Genomic DNA, 22,755 nt, shown 5'->3' on the forward strand with positions numbered 1-22,755 from the left:
TTTGTTTGCTTGCTCACACCGTGGGCAACTCTGGTGGACGCCTCCGACCGCCGCCTTGCAAACCAGAAGCATCCCTAGAATCCATGGTAATGCGTAAATAAGAAGAGCGGAACACCGTGTCGGTATTCCGCTCCTTGGGGACTTCATGTCTCTATCGCTGGGGTACCTGGACTCGAACCAAGAATGGATGAACCAGAATCACCTGTGTTGCCAATTACACCATACCCCAATTGGCTGTGCGACAATCGCTTGGACGATTGCCACATGTCGTACCCCCGACCGGATTTGGACCGGTGTTGGCGCCGTGAGAGGGCGTAGTCCTAGACCGCTAGACGACGGGGGCTTCACTTTTCGCCGCGTACGAACCCGGTTCAGCAGGTCAGTAGCACAACAAAAAAGAAATATACCCGCTCAGAGGTTTTGGCGCAAGTTGGCCATCCTTCGGAGTGTTGTGCCCTTGCCCAGGATCTCCAAGGACTCAAACAGGGGCGGTGAGACCCGCCTTCCCGAGACCGCCACCCTGACCGGGCCGAAGGCCAGACGGGGCTTGTAGCCGCCCTCAACCACCAGCGCCTGAGTGAGCAGGTCGTGCAGGTGATCGGTCTTCCAATCCTGGTCTGGCACATCCTGCAGGGCGGCAATGGCCAGGTCCAGAACCTGTCCAGCGGAGTCCTTGAGCTGTTTTCGGGCATCCGGTTCGGGTTCCAGGTACTCCTCCTGGCTGAGCAGACTGCCTACCATGCCGGAGACCTCGCCCAGCAGACGCACTCGAGGCTGGACCAAGGGAGCGGCCGCGGTCAGAATTCGCTGTTCACGATCGCTCAGATCCTGCCAGCGCTCGGCACTCACCAGCCCGTCGCGCTTGAGGTAAGGCAGGGACCGGTCCAGGAAGTCCTGCGGCTCCAGCATGCGGATGTGCTCGGCGTTGATGGCCACGGCCTTATCGATGTCGAAGTGGGCCGGATTGGCCTTGACGTCGCGGATGTCGAAGTGCTCAACCATCTCATCCATGGAGAAGACATCCCGGTCGGGGCCGATGGACCAGCCCAGTAGAGCCAGATAGTTGAGCAGGCCCTCTGGAATGAAGCCGTGTTCCCGGTGCAGGAAGAGGTTGGACTCGGGGTCGCGCTTGGACAGCTTCTTCTTGCCCTGGCCCATGACGTAGGGCAGGTGTCCGAACAGAGGCATGGCCCGAGCGATGCCCAGCTTCATCAAATAGCGGTAGAGGACGATCTGCCGGGGGGTGGAGCTGAGCAGATCCTCGCCGCGCAGGACCACGTTGATGCGCATCAGTGCATCATCCACTGGGTTGGTCAGCGTGTAAAGGGGATCGCCGTTGGGGCGCACAATCACATAGTCGGGCACGGACCCGGCCTTGAACTCGATGTGTCCGCGAATCAGGTCGTCAAAGGCAATGTCCTCGTCGGGCATGCGGATGCGCAGGGCTGGTCGCCGGCCCTGATCGCGGAAGGCCTGACGCTGCTCCTCGCTCAGATCGCGGTCGTAGCCGTCGTAGCCGAAAGCGGCAGGACGGCCGGCGGCCAGGTTGCGCTCCTTGATCTCCTCGGCGGTGGAGTAGGACTCGTAGGCGTAGCCGGCATCCAGCAACTGCCGGGCTACATCGCGGTATATGTCGCCACGCTCGGACTGCCGGTAGGGGCCATCCGGTCCGCCAACCTCCACACCCTCGTCCCAGTCCAGACCCAGCCACTTGAGGGCCTCCAGAATCTGCTGGTAGCTCTCCTCGCTGTCGCGCTGGGCATCGGTGTCCTCGATGCGGAAGACGAAGGTGCCATGCGAGTGCCTGGCCTGGGCCCAGTTGAAGAGGGCCGTGCGGACCATGCCCACATGCGGAGTGCCGGTCGGCGAAGGGCAGAAACGGACCCTCAGATCCTTAGGCAGGTCGGGTTTAGCGTCGTGATCATGCTCATCAGTCATGACACCCATTGTGCCCCGGCAAGGCGACGTAGACCAATTCAGAGCAGGAGCCGGTATCAGCCCCGCTGCTGCTCCTGCTGACGGTCCTTGCTGTAGGTCTCGGGAATGAACCTGGTCTGGTCGTGCAGCTTGGGCCAGATGACCACCTGGCCCCGCTCCAAGGACCGTGGCACGTCGATGATCCGCTGGTTGTCCGAGCCTCGGAACTGGAGCAGGCTGTTCTTCCGATTCTCCAAGTAGCGTCCGTCCACCAGCACGTCAAGGTAGGAGATCAGCTGGGCCTTGTCCGGGGTCTCCCCCGGCCGGTTCAGCTCCTCCCAGGTGTAGCCGGTCCAGCACCAGATATCCTTCTCGTGGCCGAACTCGCGCCGAATCCGCTCCGAAAGGCCCAGCAGCATGGGGGTGTTGAGCAGGGGCTCCCCGCCCAGGTAGGTGATGCCCTGCACATAGGACAGCGACAGGTCCTTGATGATGCGGTCTTCAAGCTGCTGGGTATAGGGGTGCCCGGCGCCGAAGTCCCATATGGAGGCGTTGTAGCACCCCTGGCAGCGGAAGGGGCATCCGCTGACGTAGAGGGAGCAGCGGATCCCCTCGCCGTCGGTCATGACCAGACGCTTGTAGTCCGCCACGATTCCCCGACTGAGCCGGCGACCGTCCCACTGGCCGGCCTTGGGATTGTTGGTCAGTGCAGAGGGAACCCCCGGACCGCGCCCCTGCTCATCAGCTGCGAAGTCACGGTGGCCGCCCGTCTTTCTCATGACTGCCTGTTTGTCCGTCATCTGGTCCTCCTCATGACAATGGCGGGCCGCAAACTACTTGGCCCGCCATCAACTGCGTCTTGTCAGAGCTTATTCGGCCTTGTCGTCGAACCACTCCTTGGTGGATCCATCCTTGAGGACCACGTGGCCGGTCTCGCCCTCCATGTGCTTGACGCGGTGGGCGATCTCCTCGTGCCTGCCGTGGACCATGGGCCGCTGGACGGGGTTGCCCAGGTAGCCGCAAGTGCGCTTGGTCACGTTGCACTTGTCAGGGTCGTCATTGCCGCACTCGGGGCACTTGAAGCCCTCCTCGGTGGGCTCGAAGTCACCCTCGTAGCCGCAGACGAAGCAGTGATCGATGGGCGTGTTGGTGCCCAAGTAGCCGATGCCGATGTCGTAGGCGTAATCCCAGACCGCTTCCAGGGCCTTGGGGTTCTGCTGCATGGAGGGGAACTCGCAGTAGTTGATGAACCCGCCCGAGGCCAGGTAAGGGAAGTCCCGCTCGTAGCTGAGCTTCTCCATGGGCGTGGGCCGCAGCCAGACCGGGTAGTGGAAGCTGTTGGTGTAGAAGTCGTGGTCGGTCACGCCATCGACTACGCCGAACTTCTCCTTGTCCATCCGGGCGAAGCGGTCGGTCAGCGACTCGGCCGGGGTGGAGTAGACCGAGTAGTGGTATCCCTCAGCCTTCTCCCACTGCTTGCAGAGCTGATTCATCCGGCGCACGATGCTCAGGGCGAATTCCTTGCCCTCCGGATCCCAGGAGTGGTCCTTCATCCAGTCCTTGCCGTAGAAGACGCTGGTGGCCTCATAGAGACCGATGTAACCCAAGGAAACAGTGGCACGGCTGTTGCGGAAGAGGGTGTCCACGCTGTCGGTCGGCTTCAGCCTGCCAAAGGCGCCGTATTGGTAGAGGGTCGGGGCGTTGATCGGCGTGGCCTGCTTGCAGCGCATGATGCGGAACTGCAGAGCGTGATGGGCCACCTCCATGCGCTGGTCGAAGATCTTCCAGAACCGGTCCTTGTCGCCGCGGGATTCCAGGGCGATACGCGGGATGTTGACGGTGACGACGCCCAGGTTCATGCGGCCGTCCTCTTCGTCCTCCCCGGTCTCCGGGTTGGTCCAGGCCTGAAGGAAGGAGCGGCAGCCCATGGGGGCCTTGAAGGAACCGGTGATCTTGATCAGGTTCTCATAGAAGACCACATCGGGGTACATCCGCTTGGTGGAGCACTCCAGGGCCAGCTGCTTCATGTCATAGTTGGGATCACCCTCGTCGGCGTTCAGCCCATGCTTGATGGTGAAGACCAGCTTGGGGAAGATGGCCGTGTGGCGATCCTTGCCAAGACCACGGATGCGAATCAGGAAGATGGCGCGCTGAATCTCCCGGGCGAACCACGAGGTGCCCAGGCCGAAGCCCACGGTGACAAAGGGGGTCTGGCCATTGCTGACACGGTTGGAGTTGATCTGGTACTCCATGGTCTGCATGGCGTCGTAGATGTTCTTGCGGGTCAGGATCTTGGCATAGACCTGACGCAGCCGAACAATCTGGGGAGCGTCCAGATCGAAGGGGGCATCCTCGCCGATGGGAGCACGATCGTCCAGGTGGAGCCAGTCAGCCTCCCGAGCCTTGAGGCCGCGGACGACATCCTTGGCCACATCGATGGGCTCCTCGTCCGGCAGGACGGCCTCAGCCATGGAATAGTTCTTCTTGTAGTCCAGACGAGCGTACTTGTCCAGCATCTCGTCGCAGCGGTTGACGGTCTGGCCGCCGTACTGGGAACCTGCGATGTCCTTGATGATCTGGGTGATCTGCGTGGCGGCCGTGCCGATGGACTTGGGCGAGTCCATCATGGCGTTGCCCAGCTCGAAACCGTGGGCCAGCATGTCGCCGAAGTCAGGCAGGGAGCAGTTGGTCTCGGCCGTAAAGGGCGAGTAGTCCGCGTCGTGGAAGTGGATGTCGCCCTTCATATGGGCGTTGGAGACATCCTTGGGCAGCATGGCGAAGGCCGAGGCCTTGGAGACCGCGCCGGCCAGCAGATCACGCTGGGTGGCGTAGACGTTGGCGTCCTTGTTGGCGTTCTCGCGCACCAGGGTCTCGTCCTTGCTGGTCAGACGGTGGACAGCCTCGTTGACATCAGTGGCCTTGGCCCGCTGAATGTCACGGTCGAGACGGTAGGAGGTATAGGAGCGAGCGATCTCGTAAAGATGGGCATTGACCAGGGCATGCTCGACCAGGGTCTGGATGTCCTCGATCTTGACCGGGTTGGTGTAGCGATCGGTGATCTCGGACTGGACGGTCAGGGCCATGCCCCGGATCTGCTGGCTATCCTCAGGGCTGACCTCGTGCTTGACATCCTTGAAGGCGGCTTCGATGGCATTCATGATGTTGACGGGATCAAAATCGACGATCCGGCCGTCGCGCTTCTCGACCAGAATGCCATCGACAGCATCGCGATCCGAAATGCCACGCTCCTTCACGCTATCGGTCATGACCTCAGTATCCATCGTCACTCCTCATACGATTCGTACGGTTACTCATGTGCAGTTGCTTTGGCGTTCCCAAATTCCAGACCGGGAACGGCGAATCACATGGATGTCATTCTTTGCTGACAGAACTCACTCTATCACGCCGAGACCACCATATGTAGTGTCTGAGAATGATTCGTTACCTACATTTAGTAATTTATCTGTTTTGTGAGCTGTGTCACAAATAGCAGGGTCTGGACAAGGGCGGCAAATGGCCGAAAGGCCATTGGAGGTCATCCACAGAGACGACACAGCCGCCCGACACGCACGTATTTTGTCCAGCCCCGACTCCTGCATCAACCAGGAAGAGGCCTAGGCCAGCAGACCCCTGGGCACGAAAAGGGTTTGGGTGCGCAGACGGCGATCCACGCCCATGCCCTCCGGAGCCTGCCGCCCCGGCTCGATCATGGATAGGAGCATATCAACGCCCTGACGGCCCATGCGATCCACCTGCTGGGAGATGACCGACACCTGGGGGCTGATCAGTTGAAAAACCTCCAAGTCGTCGAAGGAGACCATGGGCACACGCGAGCGCAGATCACCGTCCCACTCCATGGCGACGGCCTTGATGGCATCAGCCGAGTATCCGAAGATGACAGCGTCAACCCCTTGGCCAAGCAGGCCGCGCATGGTCGCAGCCGCCCGGGGACGATCCTCAAACCCCTGGCGGATCACCAATCCTGTCAGCCCCTGACGGACATCTACGCCGTCCAGAAAAGCCTGCTCACGCTCGCGAAAAGTATAGGAGCGGCTCTCCGGGCCCGGGACAAAGGCCACTCGTCTGCATCCCCTGGCTGCCAGAGCGTCCATGGCCGCCTCCAAGCCGGGCACAGGATCGGAATCCACCAAAGGGACACCGGGCAGGGTCCGGTCGGGACGATCCACGAAAACCACAGGGAATTCCCTTGCCAACATGGTGCGCAACATGGGCGAGGTGGGCCCGTCAGGCACGACCAAAACACCGTCCATATGCCGAGACAGAAGGATGCGGTAATAGTCCTCCTGCCTGCTGGCTTGGCAAGAGGACACGCCGATCAGAGGCGCGTAGCCTGCCGAGTAGAGCTGGTCCTGGACGGCGTAGACCAGCTCAGAGAAATAAGGATTGCGGATATCGGGAACCAGCAGGCCAACGGCATGCGAGCGCGAGGAACGCATGGAGCGGGCCCGGCTGTCGGGGATGTAGCCCAGCTCCATGGCCGCCCTGCGGACCCTGTCCTTGGTGGGCGGCGAAATGCGCCCCTTGTCGTTGAGCGCCTGGGAGACCGTGGACACGGACATGCCCGCCTGCTTGGCCACATCACTGATGGTCACCGACATGGGAACCCTCCGTCGACCCCTACCGAGATCGGTTGTCTTGTTCCGGACGAGACCGACAGCGGCCGGCCCGCACGGACCTCTCGTGAGTTTCCAGTATAGAGGCATACGATGCAACCTTTCATCACGGCGAGGCAGGACCGGCAGGCTTGGACTAGAGTGGTCTTGTTCGCGCGGCTGGTGGCAGCAGCCGCGGCACACATCGCAGAATTCCATCGGTCAAGACCGTACCGGATCGTCGCGCGGGCTCCTCACCTTCCCGTAGCGGCCCCGATGCGGATGGGCACCAGGGGTGCCGGAGAGGCAAGGTGACAGTGATGAGCATGTCGAGGAACAGTGGCTTCAGGAGAGTTCCCGGCCACAACCTGATCGTGCGGGCGCTCGCCCTAACAGCTGCGCTCTGCATGGCAGCCACGAGCGCAGCCTGCGGGGCCAAGGGGGCAGACGACAAGGCCGATGACGGCTCCAAACTGTCCTTCATGCTGGATTGGACGCCCAACACCAATCATGTGGGCATCTATGTCGCCCGGCATCTGGGCTACTTCGACAAGGCCGGCCTGAAGCTGACCATCCTGCCCACGGCCCAGGCAGGAGCCGAGACCTCCGTTCAGAACGGGGTCGCCGACGTAGGCTTCTCCAAGCTGAGCAACCTGGCCACCTTCAACTCCCAGGGAGCCGACCTTCGGCAGGTCTTCAACATAGGCCAGCATTCCGTGGCGCGCTGGTGCTCGCTGGCCTCGCGCACCGACATCCAGACCCCCAAGGACTTCGACGGCAAGACCTTCGTCAGCTTCGGATCGGCCGAACAGACGGCCGTGGTCAAGCAGATGATCCGCTATGCAGGCGGCAAGGGCGACTTCAAGCGGGTGACCAGCGGCACCAACACCTTCGCCACCCTGACCAGCGGCAAGGGCGACTTCGCCGGTTTCTACGCCAATTGGGAGGGGGTAGAGAGCGAGCTCAAGGGCCCGGCCCTGCACTGCTTCACCCAGGCCGACTGGGGAGTGCCCGGCAACCCCGACCAGCTGGGCTTCGTGGCCAAGAATTCCTGGCTGCAGCAGGCCGGCCACCGTCGCGCCCTGACGGCATTCGTCAAGGCCTGTCTGAAGGGATACGACTACGCCCTGAGCCATCCCGACCAGGCGGCGGACATCCTGGTCCAGGAGACCAAGGGGTCGGCCATCGACCCGACCCTGGCCAAGCGCTCCATGGAGAGCATCGTCAAGGAGGGGTACTGGGTTGACAGTCCAAATCAAAAGAGCATCAGCGGACTGATCAATGTCAAGGATGCCCAGGACTATCTGGACTTTCAGTTCAAGGCTGGCACTTATCGGGACGCTAAGAAGGGCGATCCCAACAAGGCTCCTCAGGCCACGGACCTGTGGACCGATCGCTACGTTCGGGAGGCAGCCGGTCGATGAAGGTACGCAAGCAGAGCAGAACCCGGGCGTTGCCTCCGACCCTCACCCTGCTGGCGCTCTTGATCATCTGGGAGCTGGCAGCCCGCCTGGGCGGAGTCAGCGAACAGGCCCTGCCGGCACCCAGTCGAATCCTGGTTGCCACAGTGCAGTCCCGAGAGGATCTGCTGCCCGCCACCGCCATCACCGCCCTTGAGGGTCTGCTGGGCTTCCTCCTGGCCTCGGTCCTGGGGATAGTGATCGGTCTGGCACTCTACAGCTGGCGCACCCTGCATGATGCCCTCTACCCTCTGATCGCCGGCGCTCAGATGATCCCGCTGATCACCATCGCCCCCCTGTTCGTGATCTGGTTCGGATTCGAACCACTGGGCAAGGTAGTCATCGTGGCCGTCTTCGCCCTCTTCCCCATCGTGGTCCAGACCTACCGGGGCCTCAAGTCCGTGCCCCGCTTCTATCAGGACGTGGCCCTGAACTGCGGGGCGACTCGGACCTGGACCCTCTGGCACGTCAAGCTTCGGGTGGCCGCAGGACAGATCTTCGGCGGCCTGCGCATCAGCGCCGCCTATGTCTTCGCCACAGCGGCCACCTCAGAGTATCTGGGCGCCAGAAACGGCCTGGGCATATGGCTGCAGTCGGCCTTCAATTCCTTCAGAACACCGCTGATCTTTTCGGCCACCTTGGTCATCATCCTGCTGACCGCCCTCCTGCTGGCCCTGATCACCCTGATCGAGCGCCTCCTGCTGGGCGATGCAGGCGATGATCACATGGTCAATCCAGACGACGAGTGAAGAGTCCCCCATCCCCTGCACTATTCATGGCTATCAAGCGGAAGAACCGGCCTGCCATAATAGGAACATACGGAAAAGTCAGATTCAGGATTATCAATAGAAGATGAGAGGGACGACATCCATGAGCCATCCAGATGATACGAACAACGTGAACCAGACCCCCAATGACCAAGGTTCGGCCAACGGCTGGCCCCAGAATGACCACGCAGACGGAACCGGCTCAGGGCCCGCAACCTACCTGAATCAGCCTCAGCCAGGACAATCCGGCCATGCGCCGGCAGCTTCGGATCAAAGCGACGTGTACCATCCGATCAGCGAAGCCCAAAGACCTGCCAACGATTACCGCCGGGAACAGCCGTACCAAGGGCAGCCATACGGTCAACAGCCGCAGGGTCAACAGCCAGGCTACAACCAGCAACAGCCCTATGGTCAGCAGTACTACGGGCAGCAGCAGGCACCCTATGGTCAAGGCCCGAATCCCGGCCAGGCCAATGGTCAGCCCAATGGCGCAGCCCCTCCGACTGGCTATGCGCCGGGCAACCCTTATCAATCGCCCGCGGGTTGGCCGCAGGCCAGCTACCAGCCCGGCCCCCAGGTCCCGCAGTATCCGGCCTACCCCTATGCGGATGCCGGATTCAACGGCGAGCCGCCACTGAACGCACCCTGGTACGGCATTGACTTCGTAAACGCTTGCAAGCGTTTCTTCGTCAAATATTCCGTCTTCTCCGGGAGGGCCTCCCGCGGGGAATTCTGGTGGGTTGTTCTGATGATCTTTTTCATCGACCTTGCGATCTCGATCATCACCTCAGGATCCATCTTTGTGGGACGGATTCTGTCCCTCCTGGTCACCCTTGGACTTTTCATACCCAATCTGGCTGTAGGCATACGGCGGCTTCACGACACCAACATGTCCGGCTACTGGATACTCCTGCCCTTTGCAAGCGAGCTGGTGGGCGCCATCCCTCTGGTCTTCGCCATCGTGGCTATTATTGACGGGCATCCGGGATCCTCGCTCTCCCTGCTTGGCTTGGGCGCATTGATCATGATCGCCGGAACCGTCGCCGGGATCATTCTGCTGGCCCGACCCAGCGATCCACGAGGAGCCCGTTTCGATCGCTGAGTCCAGCCAGCCCTTCGCCTTGGACGATAGCAAGGCGAAGGGCAGAAGGTCTCAGAGCTCCACAGGAGGCTTGTTGGGATCCTCGGGCACATGGGCGAACTTGGCCTGCAGGGCCTCGCGGCTCTTGCGCTCGTCATCTTCCTTGGCCTTGCGCTTGGCCTCCTCGGGATCCCAGAGCACCTCCTGACGATGATGGTCCCACTCGGCACCTGCCAGAGGAGCCAGCAGGTCTGCGAAAGCCTCCGGATCATCCAATAATCCCAGCGCCTGGACGACATCCTCGCCGGACAGGAAAGCCCGGGGAATGCCCAGCCGCTCGTTGAGCTCATTGACATAGACCAGTATTGGCGCAGCGGCCGCAGCGTGATCAGGGTCAGCGCCTGCACGCCGGAGCAGATCACGACAAATCGCCAGGCTGGTGGCCAGGGCCCGGGCCACCCCCTCCTTGTCCTGCAGGGATTTGGGGGATGTGCTCTGGTCATTCAAGGACTGCTCGGCCTTGGCCACGCCGGCGGCTACATTCTGCTGCCGAGCCTGGTCCCAGCCGCTGCCCAAGGTTTCAGCCAAATCCGCAAGCATCCTGGACCGGTCTTCCTGCGCCTGTGCAGCAGCCTCGATGGCATCGTTGGCCGCCATGAGGGCATCCACCAGATCCTGGGGACGACCAGGAATGTCCTCAGCGCCCTCATAGACGTATTCAGCGTCGGGGATGGTCACATCCTCTCCCGTCATCAACTGCGCCAGCACCATGCTGATGCGCACCTGCAGGTCCTCCGCATACTTGGCGTCGTTGGCCAGATGTTCGGCATTCGTCAAGGGCCAAAGGTCTACCAGCCTGGCCCCCTGTTCAGCCGCCTGGGCCACGGCGGGCCGCCCGGCTATGGCCTCCAGGCTTCCCTCTACATCCACCATGATCATCACGCTCCTTCATCGGGTTCTCGGACAGTCATCCACGACAGTATCCTCAGCCATCCTAGGCCGTGCAAGCGGTCTTCACACGCCTGCCGCCGGGTCTGCGTAGGTGATTCCCAGCACTTTGCCGGTCTCACAATCCAGGGTGATGGAGGTCACCGAGGCCAGAGCGGTGGCTCGAAGGAACATATTGTGCTCGGGGTGACCGGTCTCCAAAAGATGACGGTAGGACCAGATGGGCGACTCATGCGAGACAGCCAGGATCTGCGCATCAGGATGGCTACGGACCACCTGCCGGACGAAATCCCCCACCCGCCGGGCGATCTGCCGATAGGACTCCCCCCAGCTGGGTCGGCGCAGGTCCAGGATCAGCCGCAGGTTGGAGGGCCGCCAGAGGGCCCCCTGCCCGCGTCCGATACGCTTGCCGCGGAATTCGTTGCCGGCTTCGATCAGACGACGGTCATAGACAGGCTCCAATGGTTCCAAACCGTGCTGGACACGAGCTGGGTTGATCTGCTCAAGCAGGATGGCTGTGGTCTCCCTGGTCCTGTCCAGCGGAGATGAGTAAACGGCTTCCAGATCGCGCATGCCAGGAGCCTCGGCCATAAAGCGGGCCGTCGCTTCGACCATGGCCCTGCCTCTGGCGGACAAATGGAATCCCGGCAATCGCTCATAGAGAATATGATCGGGATTATCAACCTGGCCATGACGGACGAAATGAATGGTCGTCGCAGGCACGACCCACCTCCCAAGCTCCCCGGCAGACCCGATAAGAGACCACGGCGGGGGGTAGAATTATCAGTATCCCAATGGCACCCATCAGGCGCCGATATGGTTACCACTGTAGCAGTCCCCCAGCAGCCCCACATCCCTTTCATACATCTGCAAGGTTGTGGAGAAAACATGCTTCGGGACTGCAAAAACACTCAAGGAATGCGAGGTGAACAACCCATGCCACGGCAATTGAAAGCGGCTCTGGTCGAAGCCGGTCACAGGGTCTTCGGGGGATACTCGGCGCTCCTGCGACTGCCTCACACGGCACGGTTCGCAGTGGGGTCGGTTATCGCCTCCATGCCCTTCCCCATGGTGGGCATGACCATCACCATCTCGGTGCAGCACTACTACGGCAGCTACTCCTTGGCCGGAGCCCTGACCGCCATCCAAGCCGTGGCACTGGCCCTGGTCAGCCCCATGCTGGGCAAGATGGTCGACAAGTTCGGCCAGCGACAGGTCTCCATTCCCACGGTTCTGGTCTGGATCGTGGCCGCCACGGTCCTGATCACAGCCATCACCGCCCACGCCCCCACCTGGGTGCTCTACCTGGTCACCCCGTTCATGGCGGCCATTCCGCCCTGGGGAGCCATGAGCCGTAGTCGGTGGACGCATCTGCTGCGCGGCGACCACCGAGCCACTAATCAGGCCCTGTCCCTGTCAGGGGTCTTCGACGAGGCCATGTGGGTGATCGGCAATCCTCTAGCCTCCATCCTGGCGGTCATTTCAGGCGTATTGGCCTTCTCCTTTACCGGGGTCTGTGTGCTGGTCGGGGCCTTTATGTTCCTATCCTGCCGAGAGACCGAGCCGCCCTCGCAGACGGACATGTCCCGCGCCCAGGGCATCACCCGCAAGGAGTACCGGGAGCGCCAGGCTCAGCAAGTGGCGCGCCTGCGGGACCAGGAGGGCGGAAACGGCCGTAGTGGCGCCTTCTGGAGCGCCGGCATGATCGCCGTCTGCGCCACCTGGTTCGGCCTGGGAGCCTTCCAGAGCGCCGCATCCATCTCCATCATCGCCTTCGCCACCGAACAGGGGATGAAGCAGATGACCGGATTCGTCTTCGCCTGCTTCTCCTTCAGCTCCCTGGTCGGTGCCCTGCTTTACGGGGCCAAGAACTGGACCATCCCCCTCTGGAAGCGTTTCTACTTCTGCCTGCTGGTGGTCAACCTGGGCATCGGAACCTTCATGTTCGCCAGGAATCTGTGGACCATCATGATCATCTACCTGATCATCGGCGTCTGCCAGGCACCCACCTGGATCAACGGCAACCAGCTCATGCTCCACCTGGTGCCGCCCATCCGCTTCACCGAAGGCATGGCTTGGCTGAGCGCCATGAATTCGATCGGGTCCTCAGCGGGTTCGGCTGTGGCCGGGCAGTTCATCGACCGTTACGGATCCCAAGGCGGGTTCGGGGTGGTCACTGCTCTGGCTCTGGCCTCGCTGGCCATCGCCTTTGTAGGGTTCCGTCAAATCCGAAACAGCACCGAGGAACCCATTCTGACCGAGCTGCCCGCCTGAGGGCGCAACGTAAGGCTTTTGCGCACAAGCGGCTCCCGCTACCCCGCGAGCACAGCAGGAATGATTGAATGGGCTATCGTGCGTAGATTAATCGGACAGCTGCTCAAGTTCGGCATCGTGGGCGTCATCGCCTTCCTGATCGACATCGGCATCATGAACCTGCTGATCATGGGGCCACACCTGAACAATGTCCTGGCTGGGGCCATCTCCTTCCTGATCTCCCTGGTCTTCAACTATCTGGCCAGCATGCGTTACGTCTTCAAGCATAGGGAGGACATGGCCCGGTGGATGGAGATGGCGGTCTTTCTGGTCTCCTCGGTGATCGGCCTGGGGATCAATGAGGTGATCCTGTGGATGGGCACTGCCATGCTGCCGCCGGACGCCATCACCACCATGCACGCCCGTTACCTGCTCTACGCCAACATCGCCAAGATCACAGCCACCGTGGTGGTGGCCATCTGGAACTTCCTGATCCGCAAGTGGCTGCTGGATGCTCCCGCCCCCGGCAAGCCGGTCAACCCGCGTTCGGTGGCCCACCGTCTGGGGGCCTGGTCCCTGCGTCATCGGCCCTTCGGCTGGCGCTGAGCCCGCCTGTCCGGTCAAGGCTACTATGGGACAGGAATAGTCGTCCATCCGCCAAGCGGACCGAGTCATCCTGATTGGTCACGCCGGACGAACCCGAAAGGAAGCACCATGCCCGTTATCCATACCCATGTAAGCACGCCCATCACCGCCGAACAGCGCGAACGGATCAAGACCGCCTACGGCGAGGCCATCACCGCTGTCCCCGGCAAGTCCGAGGGCTGGCTCATGTGCCCCTTCGAGTCGGACATGCCCATCTATTTCGGCGGTGACGACAGCAAGCCTGCAGCCTATGTCGAGGTCAACGTCTTCGGCAGCGACGTACCCACGTCCGCCTGGGAAAGCTTGACCAAGACCATCATGGACACGCTGGAATCTGAGCTGTCCATCCCCAAGAACCGCACCTACATCCGCTATACGGCCACCACTGACTGGGGCTGGAATGGCGGCAATTTTTAGGCGAACAATCCTCTGTAACGCGTAAGGAGGCCTTCCCGCACATATATGCGCTGCGGGAAGGCCTCCTGCTTAAGCCCAGATCCTTATTGCAAAAGGATCGTTATGGGATGATCGGGATTGTCAGGTCGAGAATGACCGCTGATCCCAAGTTTGCTACTCGGCGACTACCTTGACCGTGAAAGTGGCCGAGATCTCGGGGTGCAGGGTAACGGTGGCCGGGAACTCGCCGGTGGTCTTGATGGTCTCCACAGAAATAGCGCGAGGATCCACATCGGCCAAGGGGCGAAGAGCCTGGGCGATGGCATCATTGGAGATGCCGCCGAAGAGCTTGCCCGAATCGGACACCTTGGCTGCGATCTCGACGGTCTGCCCATCGATGGCAGCCTTGGCAGCCACGGCATCCTCACGGGTGGCCATGGACTTGGCACGACGTGCCCGCTGCAGGGATTCGATCTGTGCAGCAGCGCCCTTGGACCAGGCGAAAGCCAGTCCCTGGGGGATCAGGAAGTTGCGCGCATAGCCGGGCTTGACCCCGACAACGTCGCCCTTATGACCCAGATCGGTCACGGTATCGGTCAGAATAACCTTGGTTTCTTTTGCCATAATCCTGACCTCCCTCAGCGACCGTTGGTGGCGTAGGGCAGCAGGGCCATCTCGCGGGCGTTCTTGATAGCCTTGGAGATCTCGCGCTGCTCCTGGACAGTGACACCGGTGATGCGGCGGGAACGGATCTTGCCCCGGTCCGAGATGAACTTGCGCAGCAGAGCCACGTCCTTGTAATCAATGGTATGAATCTTGGCAGCCCTCAGAGGATTCGGCTTCTTCTTGAAGGGCTTGACCGGCGGTTGCGGCCTTTTACGTGACATTGGTACTCCTTAAATGAATGATGACGCTATGAAACTTCAGAACTCGGGATCGTCTCCAGAACCACCGAACTCGCCGGTGGACCCAAAGGATCCGAAGGAATCGCCGGATCCGGTCGATGACCAAGGATCCTGGGCCGGGGCCTGCTGGCTCTGCGCTGGCTGCTGACGACCCATAGGGGCTGATGCCGCGCCGGCGCCGCCCTGGTAGGATGCCCCACCCTGATAGCCGCCGTTGTTGGATCCAGCGAAACCGCCGCGAGATCCTCCGCCACCGGTGTTGGCGTTCCTGGTGACCTGAGCGGTGTTCCGTGTCAGTGCAGGTCCGATCTCGTCCAGACGCAGCTCCACAACCGTGCGGTTGTTGCCCTCACGATCCTGATAGGAGCGCTGCACCAGACGACCTTGGGCAATTACCCTCATGCCCTTGGTCAGGCTGGCCTGAATGTTGGAGGCCATGGGACTGTATGTAGAATCCCAAGCCGAGCAACGCATGAAGAGCGAGTCGCCGTCCTCCCACTGCCCTGAGTTCCTATTGAACTGTCTGGGCGTGGACGCGATGGTCAGGTTGGCCACCGTGCCTCCGTTGGAGGTCGTACGCACCTCCGGATCCGCAGTGAGATTGCCCACCACGGTGATGTATGTATCTCCTGCCATGTCACGACCTTTCCTCGGAATGAGGACTTGGGAATGGGCCTCCTGGGGGCGAATCCCGCACCCTTGAACTTTCGCCGCGAGGACTGGATGTCAGCCGACGCTTCGAGGTCCTTTTGCTGTTTGCTTACTTGTCATCCTTGCGAAGAATCTTGGTGCGGATGACGGACTCGTTCAGATTGAGCACACGATCGAGCTCAGCGCTGGCGGCAGGCTCGCAGGTGTACTCGACCACCACATAGTTGCCTTCCTTGTGCTTGTCGATCTCATAGGCCAGCTTGCGACGGCCCCAGACATCGATGTTGTCGACGGAGCCGCCTTCCTTGGTGACCACCTCGAGATACTGGTCGGTCAGCTTCTTCAGCGAGCGCTCATCCATGGCCGGATCGGCAATGAACATCAATTCATACTTGTGCGCAGACATCACCCACCTCCTTTGGACTTACAGGTCACGGACCTTCCGTGACAGGAGGGTGTAGCACATTAACCTGCTATGTTACTTTTACATAGACAGATAGCATTATATTAGCTATTGCATCAGACAACCTGACAGGCTGACATCCGCAGAACCACAACCTTGAATAAGAGGTTTCAGTGGCCTTCCTGCTGATAGCGCAATTCTGTCATTTGTTTCGCAGGAATCCACCACGATTCATGCGTTTTGTACCATTCAATAGTGGCCTCCAGACTCTTGGCAAAATTTGCTTGAAAAGGCCTCCAACCCAGCTCGCGCCGTATTTTTGAGGCATCAATAGCGTATCTTCTGTCGGCCCCCGGCCGACCCCCTACAAACTCCACTTCGTCAAGAGGCCGATTCATCATTCGCAATATCATCTGCACCACAGCGAGATTACTCAGGCGATTATCCGCTCCAACCAGATACGTCTGCCCCAAACGACCGCGACAGTAAACATACCAGATGGCTCTACAATCATCCTCTACGCTGAGCCAGTCTCGAACATCTTTGCCTTGGCCGTACACCTTGGGCCTACGGCCCGTCAGAATATTGGTTATTTGCCGGGGAATGAACTTTTCTACGTGCTGGTATGGACCATAGTTATTTGAGCTGTTCGTTATGGTCACTCTGGTGCCGTAAGTCCTCCACCAGGCCCTAACTAGGTGATCAGAGGCAGCCTTCGTTGCCGAATATGGACTGGATGGATGATAAGGGCTGCTCTCATCGAATCTCGTCACATCCTCAACGGATGTATCGCCAAAAACCTCATCCGTAGATACATGATGAAAACGCAGGCCATGACTTCTTGCGGCCTCCAAAAGAACGTAGGTCCCATAAATGTTGGTGTGAATAAAAGGAGCAGCATCTCTAATGGAATTATCATTGTGCGATTCCGCGGCAAAATGAATGATTCCATTAATATGATGCTCCCTGATGATTTGTTCAACCAAGGATGAATCACATACGTCGCCCCTAATCACTATCGGATTCGACGACAAACCATCCAGATTATGCGGATTGGCAGCGTAAGTCATTTTATCCAAAACGACGATTTTGACTTGTGGATTTACTCGGGCAAGGTATCGGACGAAATTGGAGCCGATAAAACCCGCCCCCCCGGTGACGAGAAGGCTGTCAGCTTCACCCTTCTCCGTCAATCCATATCCTCCATACCAGTGCGGATGATCTCCATGCTTCTATCGTTAATCAGGCCCGCAGAATTGGTAGCGCCATGATTGCGCACTACAAAATCACAGGCATTCTCATCGTTGGTATAAGCCAACTGCTCATAATCGGAAAGGTTATTAGTATCTGGAATAACCCTCATTGAAGCAGTGATGCGGAAGTTCCCATCGTTAAAAAGTTTCAAGGGCAAGGAAAAATGAATAATATGATGCCCAGGAGCATTGATATGAAAATGTGCACCGCAATCAAACGGGACCCCGCCCCGACCCGTATCTAGAACTGACATGGGTAGATAGAAGTCTTTATCTCCCAGGTAGTTGTACTCCACATCGAACTCAAAAGCATCATCACAGGTAAGCAACCGAGAAGACACAGGCAGAACTCGGAAAAGAGGCACCTGATCGCTCAGACCCGGTTCGTGAACCTGTTTTTCTGACTTTTCCTCTACTTTTTCCTGTCCAACCTGTAGATTTTCCAGGGTATACTGACTGGCAACCTCATTCTTATCGCCAGCGGCCACAATTTCACCGTCACGAATCAAGATGGCTCTGTTACAGTATTTTTTAACCGAGTCCATGCTATGCGTGACAAGAATAACTGTCTTGGTCGGATCTTTTTTGATCTCAGTGAAGAAGTTATCGCATTTACGCTGGAAGGCCTCATCACCGACTGCCAAGACCTCATCAAGCACCAGAATGTCACCTTGTGCCTTAATGGCCACAGAAAAAGCCAGTCTGACCTGCATGCCACTCGAGTAGTTTTTTAGCTTCTGGTCCATGAACTCACCCAGCTCGGCGAAATCAACGATTTCGTCGTACATAGCTGCTACTTGATCATGAGAGAAACCGAGAAGCGCACCATTCAAAAAAACGTTCTCCCGACCGGTCAATTCAGGATTGAACCCAACGCCAAGCTCAATGAATGGCACCAACTTGCCTTTAATGTCCACGCTACCGTGTTCTGGCACATAGATGCCCGAGATGATTTTCAACAGGGTTGATTTACCTGAGCCATTCCTTCCCACGACGCCGAAGAAATCACCCTGATGCACTTGGAAGCTGATGTCTTTAAGAACGACCTGCTCTCTGTACCCCTTGATTCCCTTGGTCCAGTTGATGAAAGCCTGCTTCAGACCAGTGGCCTGCTCAGTGGGCAATCTGAAAGACTTAGCTACATGATCAATCGAAAGTACAACTGGCCGACCATCAGACTGATCAACCTCTGTAGTTGACTTCCTCTCATCATCTTGCATTACAGAACCTCCGCGAATTTTCTGCTATGCGACCGAAAGACATACAAACCGAACATAAAAATAAGAACTGTCAATAGCAAAGGAATGAAAGCAAACACCTTATTGCTATATAAGGTCCAAACAGTAGGTACATTCTCTGGAGAGATCAGATTATGACGCACGTCCATGATGACCTGGGCTGCAGGATCCAACAGCATAAACTTTGCGATAAAAGGATAATTCTTCTGCACCATAGACAATGGGTAGATAATGGGAACTGCGTAAAACATAGCTTGAAGAACCACTTCCCAGATATGGGCAATATCACGATAATAAACAAACATCGTGGATAGGATCATGGCGACGCCCAGGGCAAGGATGTACAACTGCAGAATGTTAAGGGGGACCAAGAGAATCCTCCACGTGAAATGAGCCGTAGTGAACAGCCCGAAAACAATGACCACGCCCAGGTTGATAGCCAGACTGATCATGGACCCCATCGTTACTGACGCCACGATAATATATGTAGGAAAATGGACCTTACGCAGTAAATCTCCACGGTTAACGATTGATTGCAGCCCCATACTGGTAGCTTCTGTGAAGAAACTCCATAGGCAAGTGCCGCAAAGCAACACGATCGGGAATGTCGGAGTCCCGTCAGTGAAATGAAGGAACCGTACAAAGACCACGTACATGACACAAAATAGCATCAGCGGTTTGAGAACCGACCACAGTACACCTAGGAAAGACCCCTGATACCGGAGTTGGAAATCCGTCTTCACTAACTCTCTAAAAACGATAAACGAGTAGCGATACCTTTGCTGCAGTCGCTTAAAAGAAGCTTTCACAAAACTCCTATTCTACCGAACTCGTCCAATTGCACAAAGACCCATTATTCCAGAAAGTCTATTACTAAGACACCGGCTTCACTCTATATAAACAGTAAGCCCACAATTGGGAAGTAACATAAGTACCAACCACCGAGCGAGGAGTCTTATCCGGCATGAATAACAAGGACAGGCAAAACCGGCAACGTATAAAAATCTATGTAGCCACCCAGACACGCGTTGCAGTCCCGCAATGCGATGCGATCAGTCCCCTGCAAGTCGGAACAGCGCAGGCACAGGAAAGACTCCCGCACATGCTTCATGACGACAGCGGAGACTCGATCTCTTCGCTCAACGCCATGTACTGCGAGCTCACTGGACAATATTGGGCTTGGAAAAACGCCGATGCCGATTACTACGGATTCTGCCACTACCGTCGCTACTTCGATTTCAGCGGCATATCCCACCAGGCAAATGACTACGGTGAAATCATGGACGACTTCATTGATGAGGCCTCTGTGCGGCGGTATGGCCTGGATGATGAATCTATCAGACGACAGGTGATCGGTTGGGATGTCATCACCTCTCCCGTCAACGATGTTGAAGCTATGGGAGGGTACCATTCGCTGATCCAGCATTATGCGGGCAACGATCACCTGCGAGTCAGCGACCTCCGCCTTATGTATGAAATCCTGTGCACGAATTACCCTGACTACCAGGAGGATGCAGATTCCGTATTGCAGGGCGACAAGGGTTCCTTCTGCAACATGTTCATAATGAAAAAAGAGATCTTCCGCCAATATTGTGAGTGGCTGTTTCCGCTTTTGCAAAAGTTTACGACCATTTGGGATGCCTCTACCGCCGACGTTGAACGCATGAGAACGCCAGGACACCTGTCCGAAAGGCTGCTTAACATCTTCCTCCGACATCATCAACGCACCAGCGGGAAGTGGAAAATCAAGCAGCTAGGATGCGTGCACTTCCGTTATCCGGATGTTCAGGAAACTGCCGGGCCGGTAAGCGCAACAGACAAGACAGTACCCGTGGTCTTAGCGGCCAACAATGCCTATGTGCCCATGCTGGCCACGACATTGACTTCCATACTGCGCAATTCATCAGCAAATCGGCGATACCGGATCTTTGTCCTGGAGCAGGATATAACAAAGGGCAATAAAGAGGTTCTTGCGGGGATATTCACGGAATATCCCTGGTGTTCTTTGCACTTCCTTAATGTACGGCAACGTATGGCCGGCAGGACTCTGACAACCAATAACGGGTTTATCAGCAATGAAACCTATTACCGATTCCTGATCCAGGAGGCGCTGCCTCAATACAGCAAGGTGGTGTACTTAGACTCCGATCTAGTTGTCAACCGCAACATAGCCGAGCTCTACGATACCGACATCAGGCATTACGCTGTGGCAGCAGTCAAAGATCTAGACTTTTTAGGCAACCTGGGATATTCAGACGGCAAGCGGCTGCAGTATGCCCTCAAAGTGTTGCATCTGAAGCATCCGTATTCATACTTCCAGGCCGGGGTGCTGGTGATGAACCTGAAGGCTCTCAGAACAATACACACTACCAACGAGTGGATGCGACTGGCAGCAAACCCTCACTACATATATAACGATCAGGACATACTTAATATGGAATGCCAAGGAAAGGTCAAATTCCTTGACGCTCGGTGGAATGTCCTGCACGATTGCAACGACCGCGTTAAAGCGGTCTTCCGTTATGCGCCGGCACAGGCATTCAAGGAATACGCGCAAGCCCGTGAGGAGCCGTATATCGTTCATTATGCCGGCTTCGACAAGCCCTGGCTCGATCCGTGGTGTGATCTCTCCAGCTGGTATTGGCTGTATGTCCAGCATTCTCCGCTTTTCCACCAGATACTGGCAATAATGACCAAAACCGAGTCTCTGTCAACAGGACACCATAAACGTCTTATTACAGAAGACAGCCCCTTAAGGCAGTATGCCGATAAAATACTTCCGACTGGCTCCAAGAGGCGCTCCCACGTCAAATCATTACTGCGAGTCATGCTTAATAAAGCGTAAGCAGCAGTGTTTCAGCTTGGAATGTGTCCTGACGCTACACAACCAGCATAATCATATAACCAAGGAGGGAAGGTCGGTCTACCGGCATCAGCCATTAGCAATGAGACCCTTTTCGAGGGCCATGCAGATGACGACTGACCCGTCCTTGCCGGAGTTAGAAAAAGACATTGGTTGCCCTTTATTCTCGATGCCATAAATCACGGGTATAGACCTTGTCCGTCACATCATTCAATTCCTCAGTCATTCGGTTGCACACGATCAGATCACATGAGGCCTTGAATTCATCAAGATCATGGGTCACCCTATGCCCGGCAAAACTATCCGCCGCTATGGGCTCGTAAATGATGAAATCCACACCCAGGCTATCCAGGTACTCCATGATGCCCTGGATGGAACTTGCACGAAAGTTATCCGAACCTTTTTTCATGACCAGCCTGTAGATTCCAGCCATTTTAGGCTTGCGAGAGGCAATTTGCTCTGCTATGAACCGTTTACGCGTATCGTTCGATTCAACCACCGCTTTGATCAGGGTCTGCGGCACACTCTGATAGTTGGCCAACAACTGCTTGGAGTCCTTGGGCAGGCAATACCCGCCATAGCCGAATGAAGGGTTGTTGTAGTAATCGCCTATCCTAGGATCCAGGCACACACCCTTGATGATCTGTGCCGTGTCCAAGCCACGAACGTCGGCGTAAGTGTCCATTTCGTTGAAGTACGAAATCCTTAGTGCTAAATAGGTGTTTGAAAAGAGCTTAATAGCCTCTGCTTCAGTGGAACGGAGCAATAGGCGAGGAATTCCGTCATCTTCAGCTCCCTGCTGGAGCAGTTGAGCGAACTGCTCAGCATGGTGCCTCCAGCTCTGTGTGTGCTTGGCGGGTATGCCCACTACAATCCGCGAAGGATGCAGATTGTCAGAAAGCGCATGGCCTTCTCGAAGAAACTCGGGAGAGAACATAATATGCAATTGCGGATAACGCTTGCACATGGTCTCTGTATATCCTACGGGAACCGTCGATTTGATAACAATAAAGGCTTGGGCGTGCCGTTTATCCAACCTCTCGAGCTCATGCTCAATTGATGAGGTATCAAAGTAATTACGCTCCTCGTCATAATCGGTCGGAGTGGCAAGAACGATGAAATCCGGTTCCTCGTAAGCCCAATCAGGATCCAGTGTAGCTCGTAGGTTGCACTTTCCAGAAGAAAGAAAAGCGCTGATCTCAGGATCCTTTATGGGCGAATGCTGATGATTGATCGCATCAACCTTTTCCTTTAGAATATCCAAGGCTCTCACCTCATTGTGCTGCGACAACAGACAAGCCAGGGACAGACCGACATAGCCAGTACCTACGATCGTTATTTTCATACATAACAGTCTACAGT

General features: G+C 57.5%; 21 protein-coding genes and 2 tRNA genes. 7 read left to right on the forward strand and 16 right to left on the reverse strand.

Translation table 11 applies throughout. From position 1 onward, the window contains the following. Positions 1–157 precede the first annotated feature (157 nt). From QRX40_RS06430 to QRX40_RS06455, 6 genes are all read right to left on the reverse strand, one after another. Positions 158–229 (reverse strand) — tRNA-Gln (locus QRX40_RS06430). Between the two features lie 41 nt (positions 230–270). Continuing rightward, positions 271–343, reverse strand: a tRNA-Glu gene (locus tag QRX40_RS06435). A 68-nt stretch (positions 344–411) separates the two neighbouring features. After that, positions 412–1,938 carry a glutamate--tRNA ligase gene (gene gltX, locus QRX40_RS06440; RefSeq protein WP_313837137.1) on the reverse strand — a complete coding sequence of 509 codons (1,527 nt, stop codon included), beginning with the start codon at positions 1,936–1,938 and terminating at the stop codon, positions 412–414. A gap of 56 nt (positions 1,939–1,994) precedes the next feature. After that, positions 1,995–2,717, reverse strand: a complete 723-nt coding sequence (gene nrdG / locus QRX40_RS06445; RefSeq protein WP_313837139.1) for an anaerobic ribonucleoside-triphosphate reductase activating protein — start codon at positions 2,715–2,717, stop codon at positions 1,995–1,997. Positions 2,718–2,786: 69 nt separating this feature from the next. Further along, positions 2,787–5,183: an anaerobic ribonucleoside-triphosphate reductase gene (gene nrdD / locus QRX40_RS06450; RefSeq protein ID WP_313837265.1), complete on the reverse strand. Its 2,397-nt coding sequence runs from the start codon at positions 5,181–5,183 to the stop codon at positions 2,787–2,789. 348 nt (positions 5,184–5,531) lie between these two features. Beyond that, positions 5,532–6,536, reverse strand: coding sequence for a LacI family DNA-binding transcriptional regulator (locus QRX40_RS06455; protein WP_313837140.1), 1,005 nt, complete (start codon positions 6,534–6,536; stop codon positions 5,532–5,534). A gap of 314 nt (positions 6,537–6,850) precedes the next feature. Between QRX40_RS06455 and QRX40_RS06460 the strand changes: the two genes are divergently transcribed. From QRX40_RS06460 to QRX40_RS06470, 3 genes are all read left to right on the forward strand, one after another. Further along, entirely contained in the window at positions 6,851–7,954 is a 1,104-nt protein-coding gene (locus tag QRX40_RS06460) for an ABC transporter substrate-binding protein (RefSeq protein WP_396184450.1), read from the forward strand. After that, positions 7,951–8,739 (forward strand): ABC transporter permease, encoded by a 789-nt coding sequence (locus tag QRX40_RS06465; protein WP_045923917.1) that lies wholly within the window; start codon positions 7,951–7,953, stop codon positions 8,737–8,739. Before QRX40_RS06460 ends, QRX40_RS06465 begins: the two co-directional genes overlap by 4 nt. A 121-nt stretch (positions 8,740–8,860) precedes the next feature. After that, positions 8,861–9,859, forward strand: coding sequence for a DUF805 domain-containing protein (locus tag QRX40_RS06470; protein WP_313837144.1), 999 nt, complete (start codon positions 8,861–8,863; stop codon positions 9,857–9,859). 51 nt (positions 9,860–9,910) lie between these two features. Here the strand turns inward: QRX40_RS06470 and QRX40_RS06475 are convergent, their stop codons facing one another. Then, positions 9,911–10,771: a hypothetical protein gene (locus QRX40_RS06475; protein WP_313837146.1), complete on the reverse strand. Its 861-nt coding sequence runs from the start codon at positions 10,769–10,771 to the stop codon at positions 9,911–9,913. A gap of 81 nt (positions 10,772–10,852) precedes the next feature. Beyond that, positions 10,853–11,509, reverse strand: a complete 657-nt coding sequence (locus QRX40_RS06480; RefSeq protein WP_313837147.1) for a histidine phosphatase family protein — start codon at positions 11,507–11,509, stop codon at positions 10,853–10,855. Between the two features lie 213 nt (positions 11,510–11,722). On the opposite strand from QRX40_RS06480, the gene QRX40_RS06485 reads away from it, so the two are divergent. The 3 genes from QRX40_RS06485 (at position 11,723) to QRX40_RS06495 (ending at position 14,101) form a co-directional block, all read left to right on the forward strand. Beyond that, a complete protein-coding gene (locus QRX40_RS06485; protein WP_313837148.1) occupies positions 11,723–13,060 on the forward strand; it encodes an MFS transporter in 1,338 nt (445 codons plus the stop codon). A gap of 78 nt (positions 13,061–13,138) precedes the next feature. Then, complete coding sequence (locus tag QRX40_RS06490) at positions 13,139–13,645, forward strand: GtrA family protein (protein WP_313837149.1); 507 nt, start codon at positions 13,139–13,141, stop codon at positions 13,643–13,645. Between the two features lie 108 nt (positions 13,646–13,753). Beyond that, positions 13,754–14,101: a phenylpyruvate tautomerase MIF-related protein gene (locus QRX40_RS06495; protein ID WP_313837150.1), complete on the forward strand. Its 348-nt coding sequence runs from the start codon at positions 13,754–13,756 to the stop codon at positions 14,099–14,101. Between the two features lie 153 nt (positions 14,102–14,254). Here QRX40_RS06495 and rplI read toward each other — a convergent pair whose 3' ends face one another. The 7 genes from rplI to QRX40_RS06530 all read right to left on the reverse strand — a co-directional run bounded on the left by rplI (position 14,255) and on the right by QRX40_RS06530 (position 19,339). Beyond that, the gene (gene rplI / locus QRX40_RS06500) at positions 14,255–14,704 is read right to left on the reverse strand and encodes a 50S ribosomal protein L9 (protein ID WP_313837152.1); all 450 of its coding nucleotides are present in this window, start codon (positions 14,702–14,704) and stop codon (positions 14,255–14,257) included. Positions 14,705–14,718: 14 nt separating this feature from the next. Continuing rightward, positions 14,719–14,967, reverse strand: coding sequence for a 30S ribosomal protein S18 (gene rpsR / locus QRX40_RS06505; protein ID WP_015021310.1), 249 nt, complete (start codon positions 14,965–14,967; stop codon positions 14,719–14,721). A 36-nt stretch (positions 14,968–15,003) separates the two neighbouring features. Beyond that, entirely contained in the window at positions 15,004–15,621 is a 618-nt protein-coding gene (locus QRX40_RS06510) for a single-stranded DNA-binding protein (protein WP_045923912.1), read from the reverse strand. A 124-nt stretch (positions 15,622–15,745) separates the two neighbouring features. Next, complete coding sequence (gene rpsF, locus QRX40_RS06515) at positions 15,746–16,042, reverse strand: 30S ribosomal protein S6 (RefSeq protein WP_024627581.1); 297 nt, start codon at positions 16,040–16,042, stop codon at positions 15,746–15,748. Between the two features lie 167 nt (positions 16,043–16,209). After that, on the reverse strand, positions 16,210–17,232 hold the full coding sequence (rfbB, locus tag QRX40_RS06520) for a dTDP-glucose 4,6-dehydratase (RefSeq protein WP_313837156.1): 1,023 nt from the start codon (positions 17,230–17,232) through the stop codon (positions 16,210–16,212). Further along, a complete protein-coding gene (locus QRX40_RS06525; protein WP_313837157.1) occupies positions 17,229–18,512 on the reverse strand; it encodes an ABC transporter ATP-binding protein in 1,284 nt (427 codons plus the stop codon). The genes rfbB and QRX40_RS06525 overlap by 4 nt, the downstream gene beginning before the upstream one ends. Further along, a complete protein-coding gene (locus QRX40_RS06530; protein ID WP_313837159.1) occupies positions 18,512–19,339 on the reverse strand; it encodes an ABC transporter permease in 828 nt (275 codons plus the stop codon). The genes QRX40_RS06525 and QRX40_RS06530 overlap by 1 nt, the downstream gene beginning before the upstream one ends. A gap of 155 nt (positions 19,340–19,494) precedes the next feature. Between QRX40_RS06530 and QRX40_RS06535 the strand changes: the two genes are divergently transcribed. Beyond that, a complete protein-coding gene (locus QRX40_RS06535; RefSeq protein WP_313837161.1) occupies positions 19,495–21,375 on the forward strand; it encodes a DUF4422 domain-containing protein in 1,881 nt (626 codons plus the stop codon). Positions 21,376–21,553: 178 nt separating this feature from the next. Here the strand turns inward: QRX40_RS06535 and QRX40_RS06540 are convergent, their stop codons facing one another. Further along, positions 21,554–22,738 (reverse strand): nucleotide sugar dehydrogenase, encoded by a 1,185-nt coding sequence (locus QRX40_RS06540; RefSeq protein WP_313837163.1) that lies wholly within the window; start codon positions 22,736–22,738, stop codon positions 21,554–21,556. Positions 22,739–22,755 lie beyond the last annotated feature (17 nt).

The sequence above is a fragment of the Bifidobacterium sp. H6bp9 genome, from assembly GCF_032193695.1.
In the GTDB taxonomy this organism is placed as follows: domain Bacteria; phylum Actinomycetota; class Actinomycetes; order Actinomycetales; family Bifidobacteriaceae; genus Bombiscardovia; species Bombiscardovia kimbladii.

Coding starts and splice junctions, on each gene's coding strand:
- gltX (WP_313837137.1), bottom strand. CDS start 1,938: ATGACTGATGAGCATGATCACGACGCTAAACCCGACCTGCCTAAGGAT.
- nrdG (WP_313837139.1), bottom strand. CDS start 2,717: ATGACGGACAAACAGGCAGTCATGAGAAAGACGGGCGGCCACCGTGAC.
- nrdD (WP_313837265.1), bottom strand. CDS start 5,183: ATGACCGATAGCGTGAAGGAGCGTGGCATTTCGGATCGCGATGCTGTC.
- QRX40_RS06455 (WP_313837140.1), bottom strand. CDS start 6,536: ATGTCGGTGACCATCAGTGATGTGGCCAAGCAGGCGGGCATGTCCGTG.
- QRX40_RS06460 (WP_396184450.1), top strand. CDS start 6,851: ATGAGCATGTCGAGGAACAGTGGCTTCAGGAGAGTTCCCGGCCACAAC.
- QRX40_RS06465 (WP_045923917.1), top strand. CDS start 7,951: ATGAAGGTACGCAAGCAGAGCAGAACCCGGGCGTTGCCTCCGACCCTC.
- QRX40_RS06470 (WP_313837144.1), top strand. CDS start 8,861: ATGAGCCATCCAGATGATACGAACAACGTGAACCAGACCCCCAATGAC.
- QRX40_RS06475 (WP_313837146.1), bottom strand. CDS start 10,771: ATGGTGGATGTAGAGGGAAGCCTGGAGGCCATAGCCGGGCGGCCCGCC.
- QRX40_RS06485 (WP_313837148.1), top strand. CDS start 11,723: ATGCCACGGCAATTGAAAGCGGCTCTGGTCGAAGCCGGTCACAGGGTC.
- QRX40_RS06495 (WP_313837150.1), top strand. CDS start 13,754: ATGCCCGTTATCCATACCCATGTAAGCACGCCCATCACCGCCGAACAG.
- rplI (WP_313837152.1), bottom strand. CDS start 14,704: ATGGCAAAAGAAACCAAGGTTATTCTGACCGATACCGTGACCGATCTG.
- rpsR (WP_015021310.1), bottom strand. CDS start 14,967: ATGTCACGTAAAAGGCCGCAACCGCCGGTCAAGCCCTTCAAGAAGAAG.
- QRX40_RS06510 (WP_045923912.1), bottom strand. CDS start 15,621: ATGGCAGGAGATACATACATCACCGTGGTGGGCAATCTCACTGCGGAT.
- rpsF (WP_024627581.1), bottom strand. CDS start 16,042: ATGTCTGCGCACAAGTATGAATTGATGTTCATTGCCGATCCGGCCATG.
- QRX40_RS06525 (WP_313837157.1), bottom strand. CDS start 18,512: ATGCAAGATGATGAGAGGAAGTCAACTACAGAGGTTGATCAGTCTGAT.
- QRX40_RS06535 (WP_313837161.1), top strand. CDS start 19,495: ATGAATAACAAGGACAGGCAAAACCGGCAACGTATAAAAATCTATGTA.
- QRX40_RS06540 (WP_313837163.1), bottom strand. CDS start 22,738: ATGAAAATAACGATCGTAGGTACTGGCTATGTCGGTCTGTCCCTGGCT.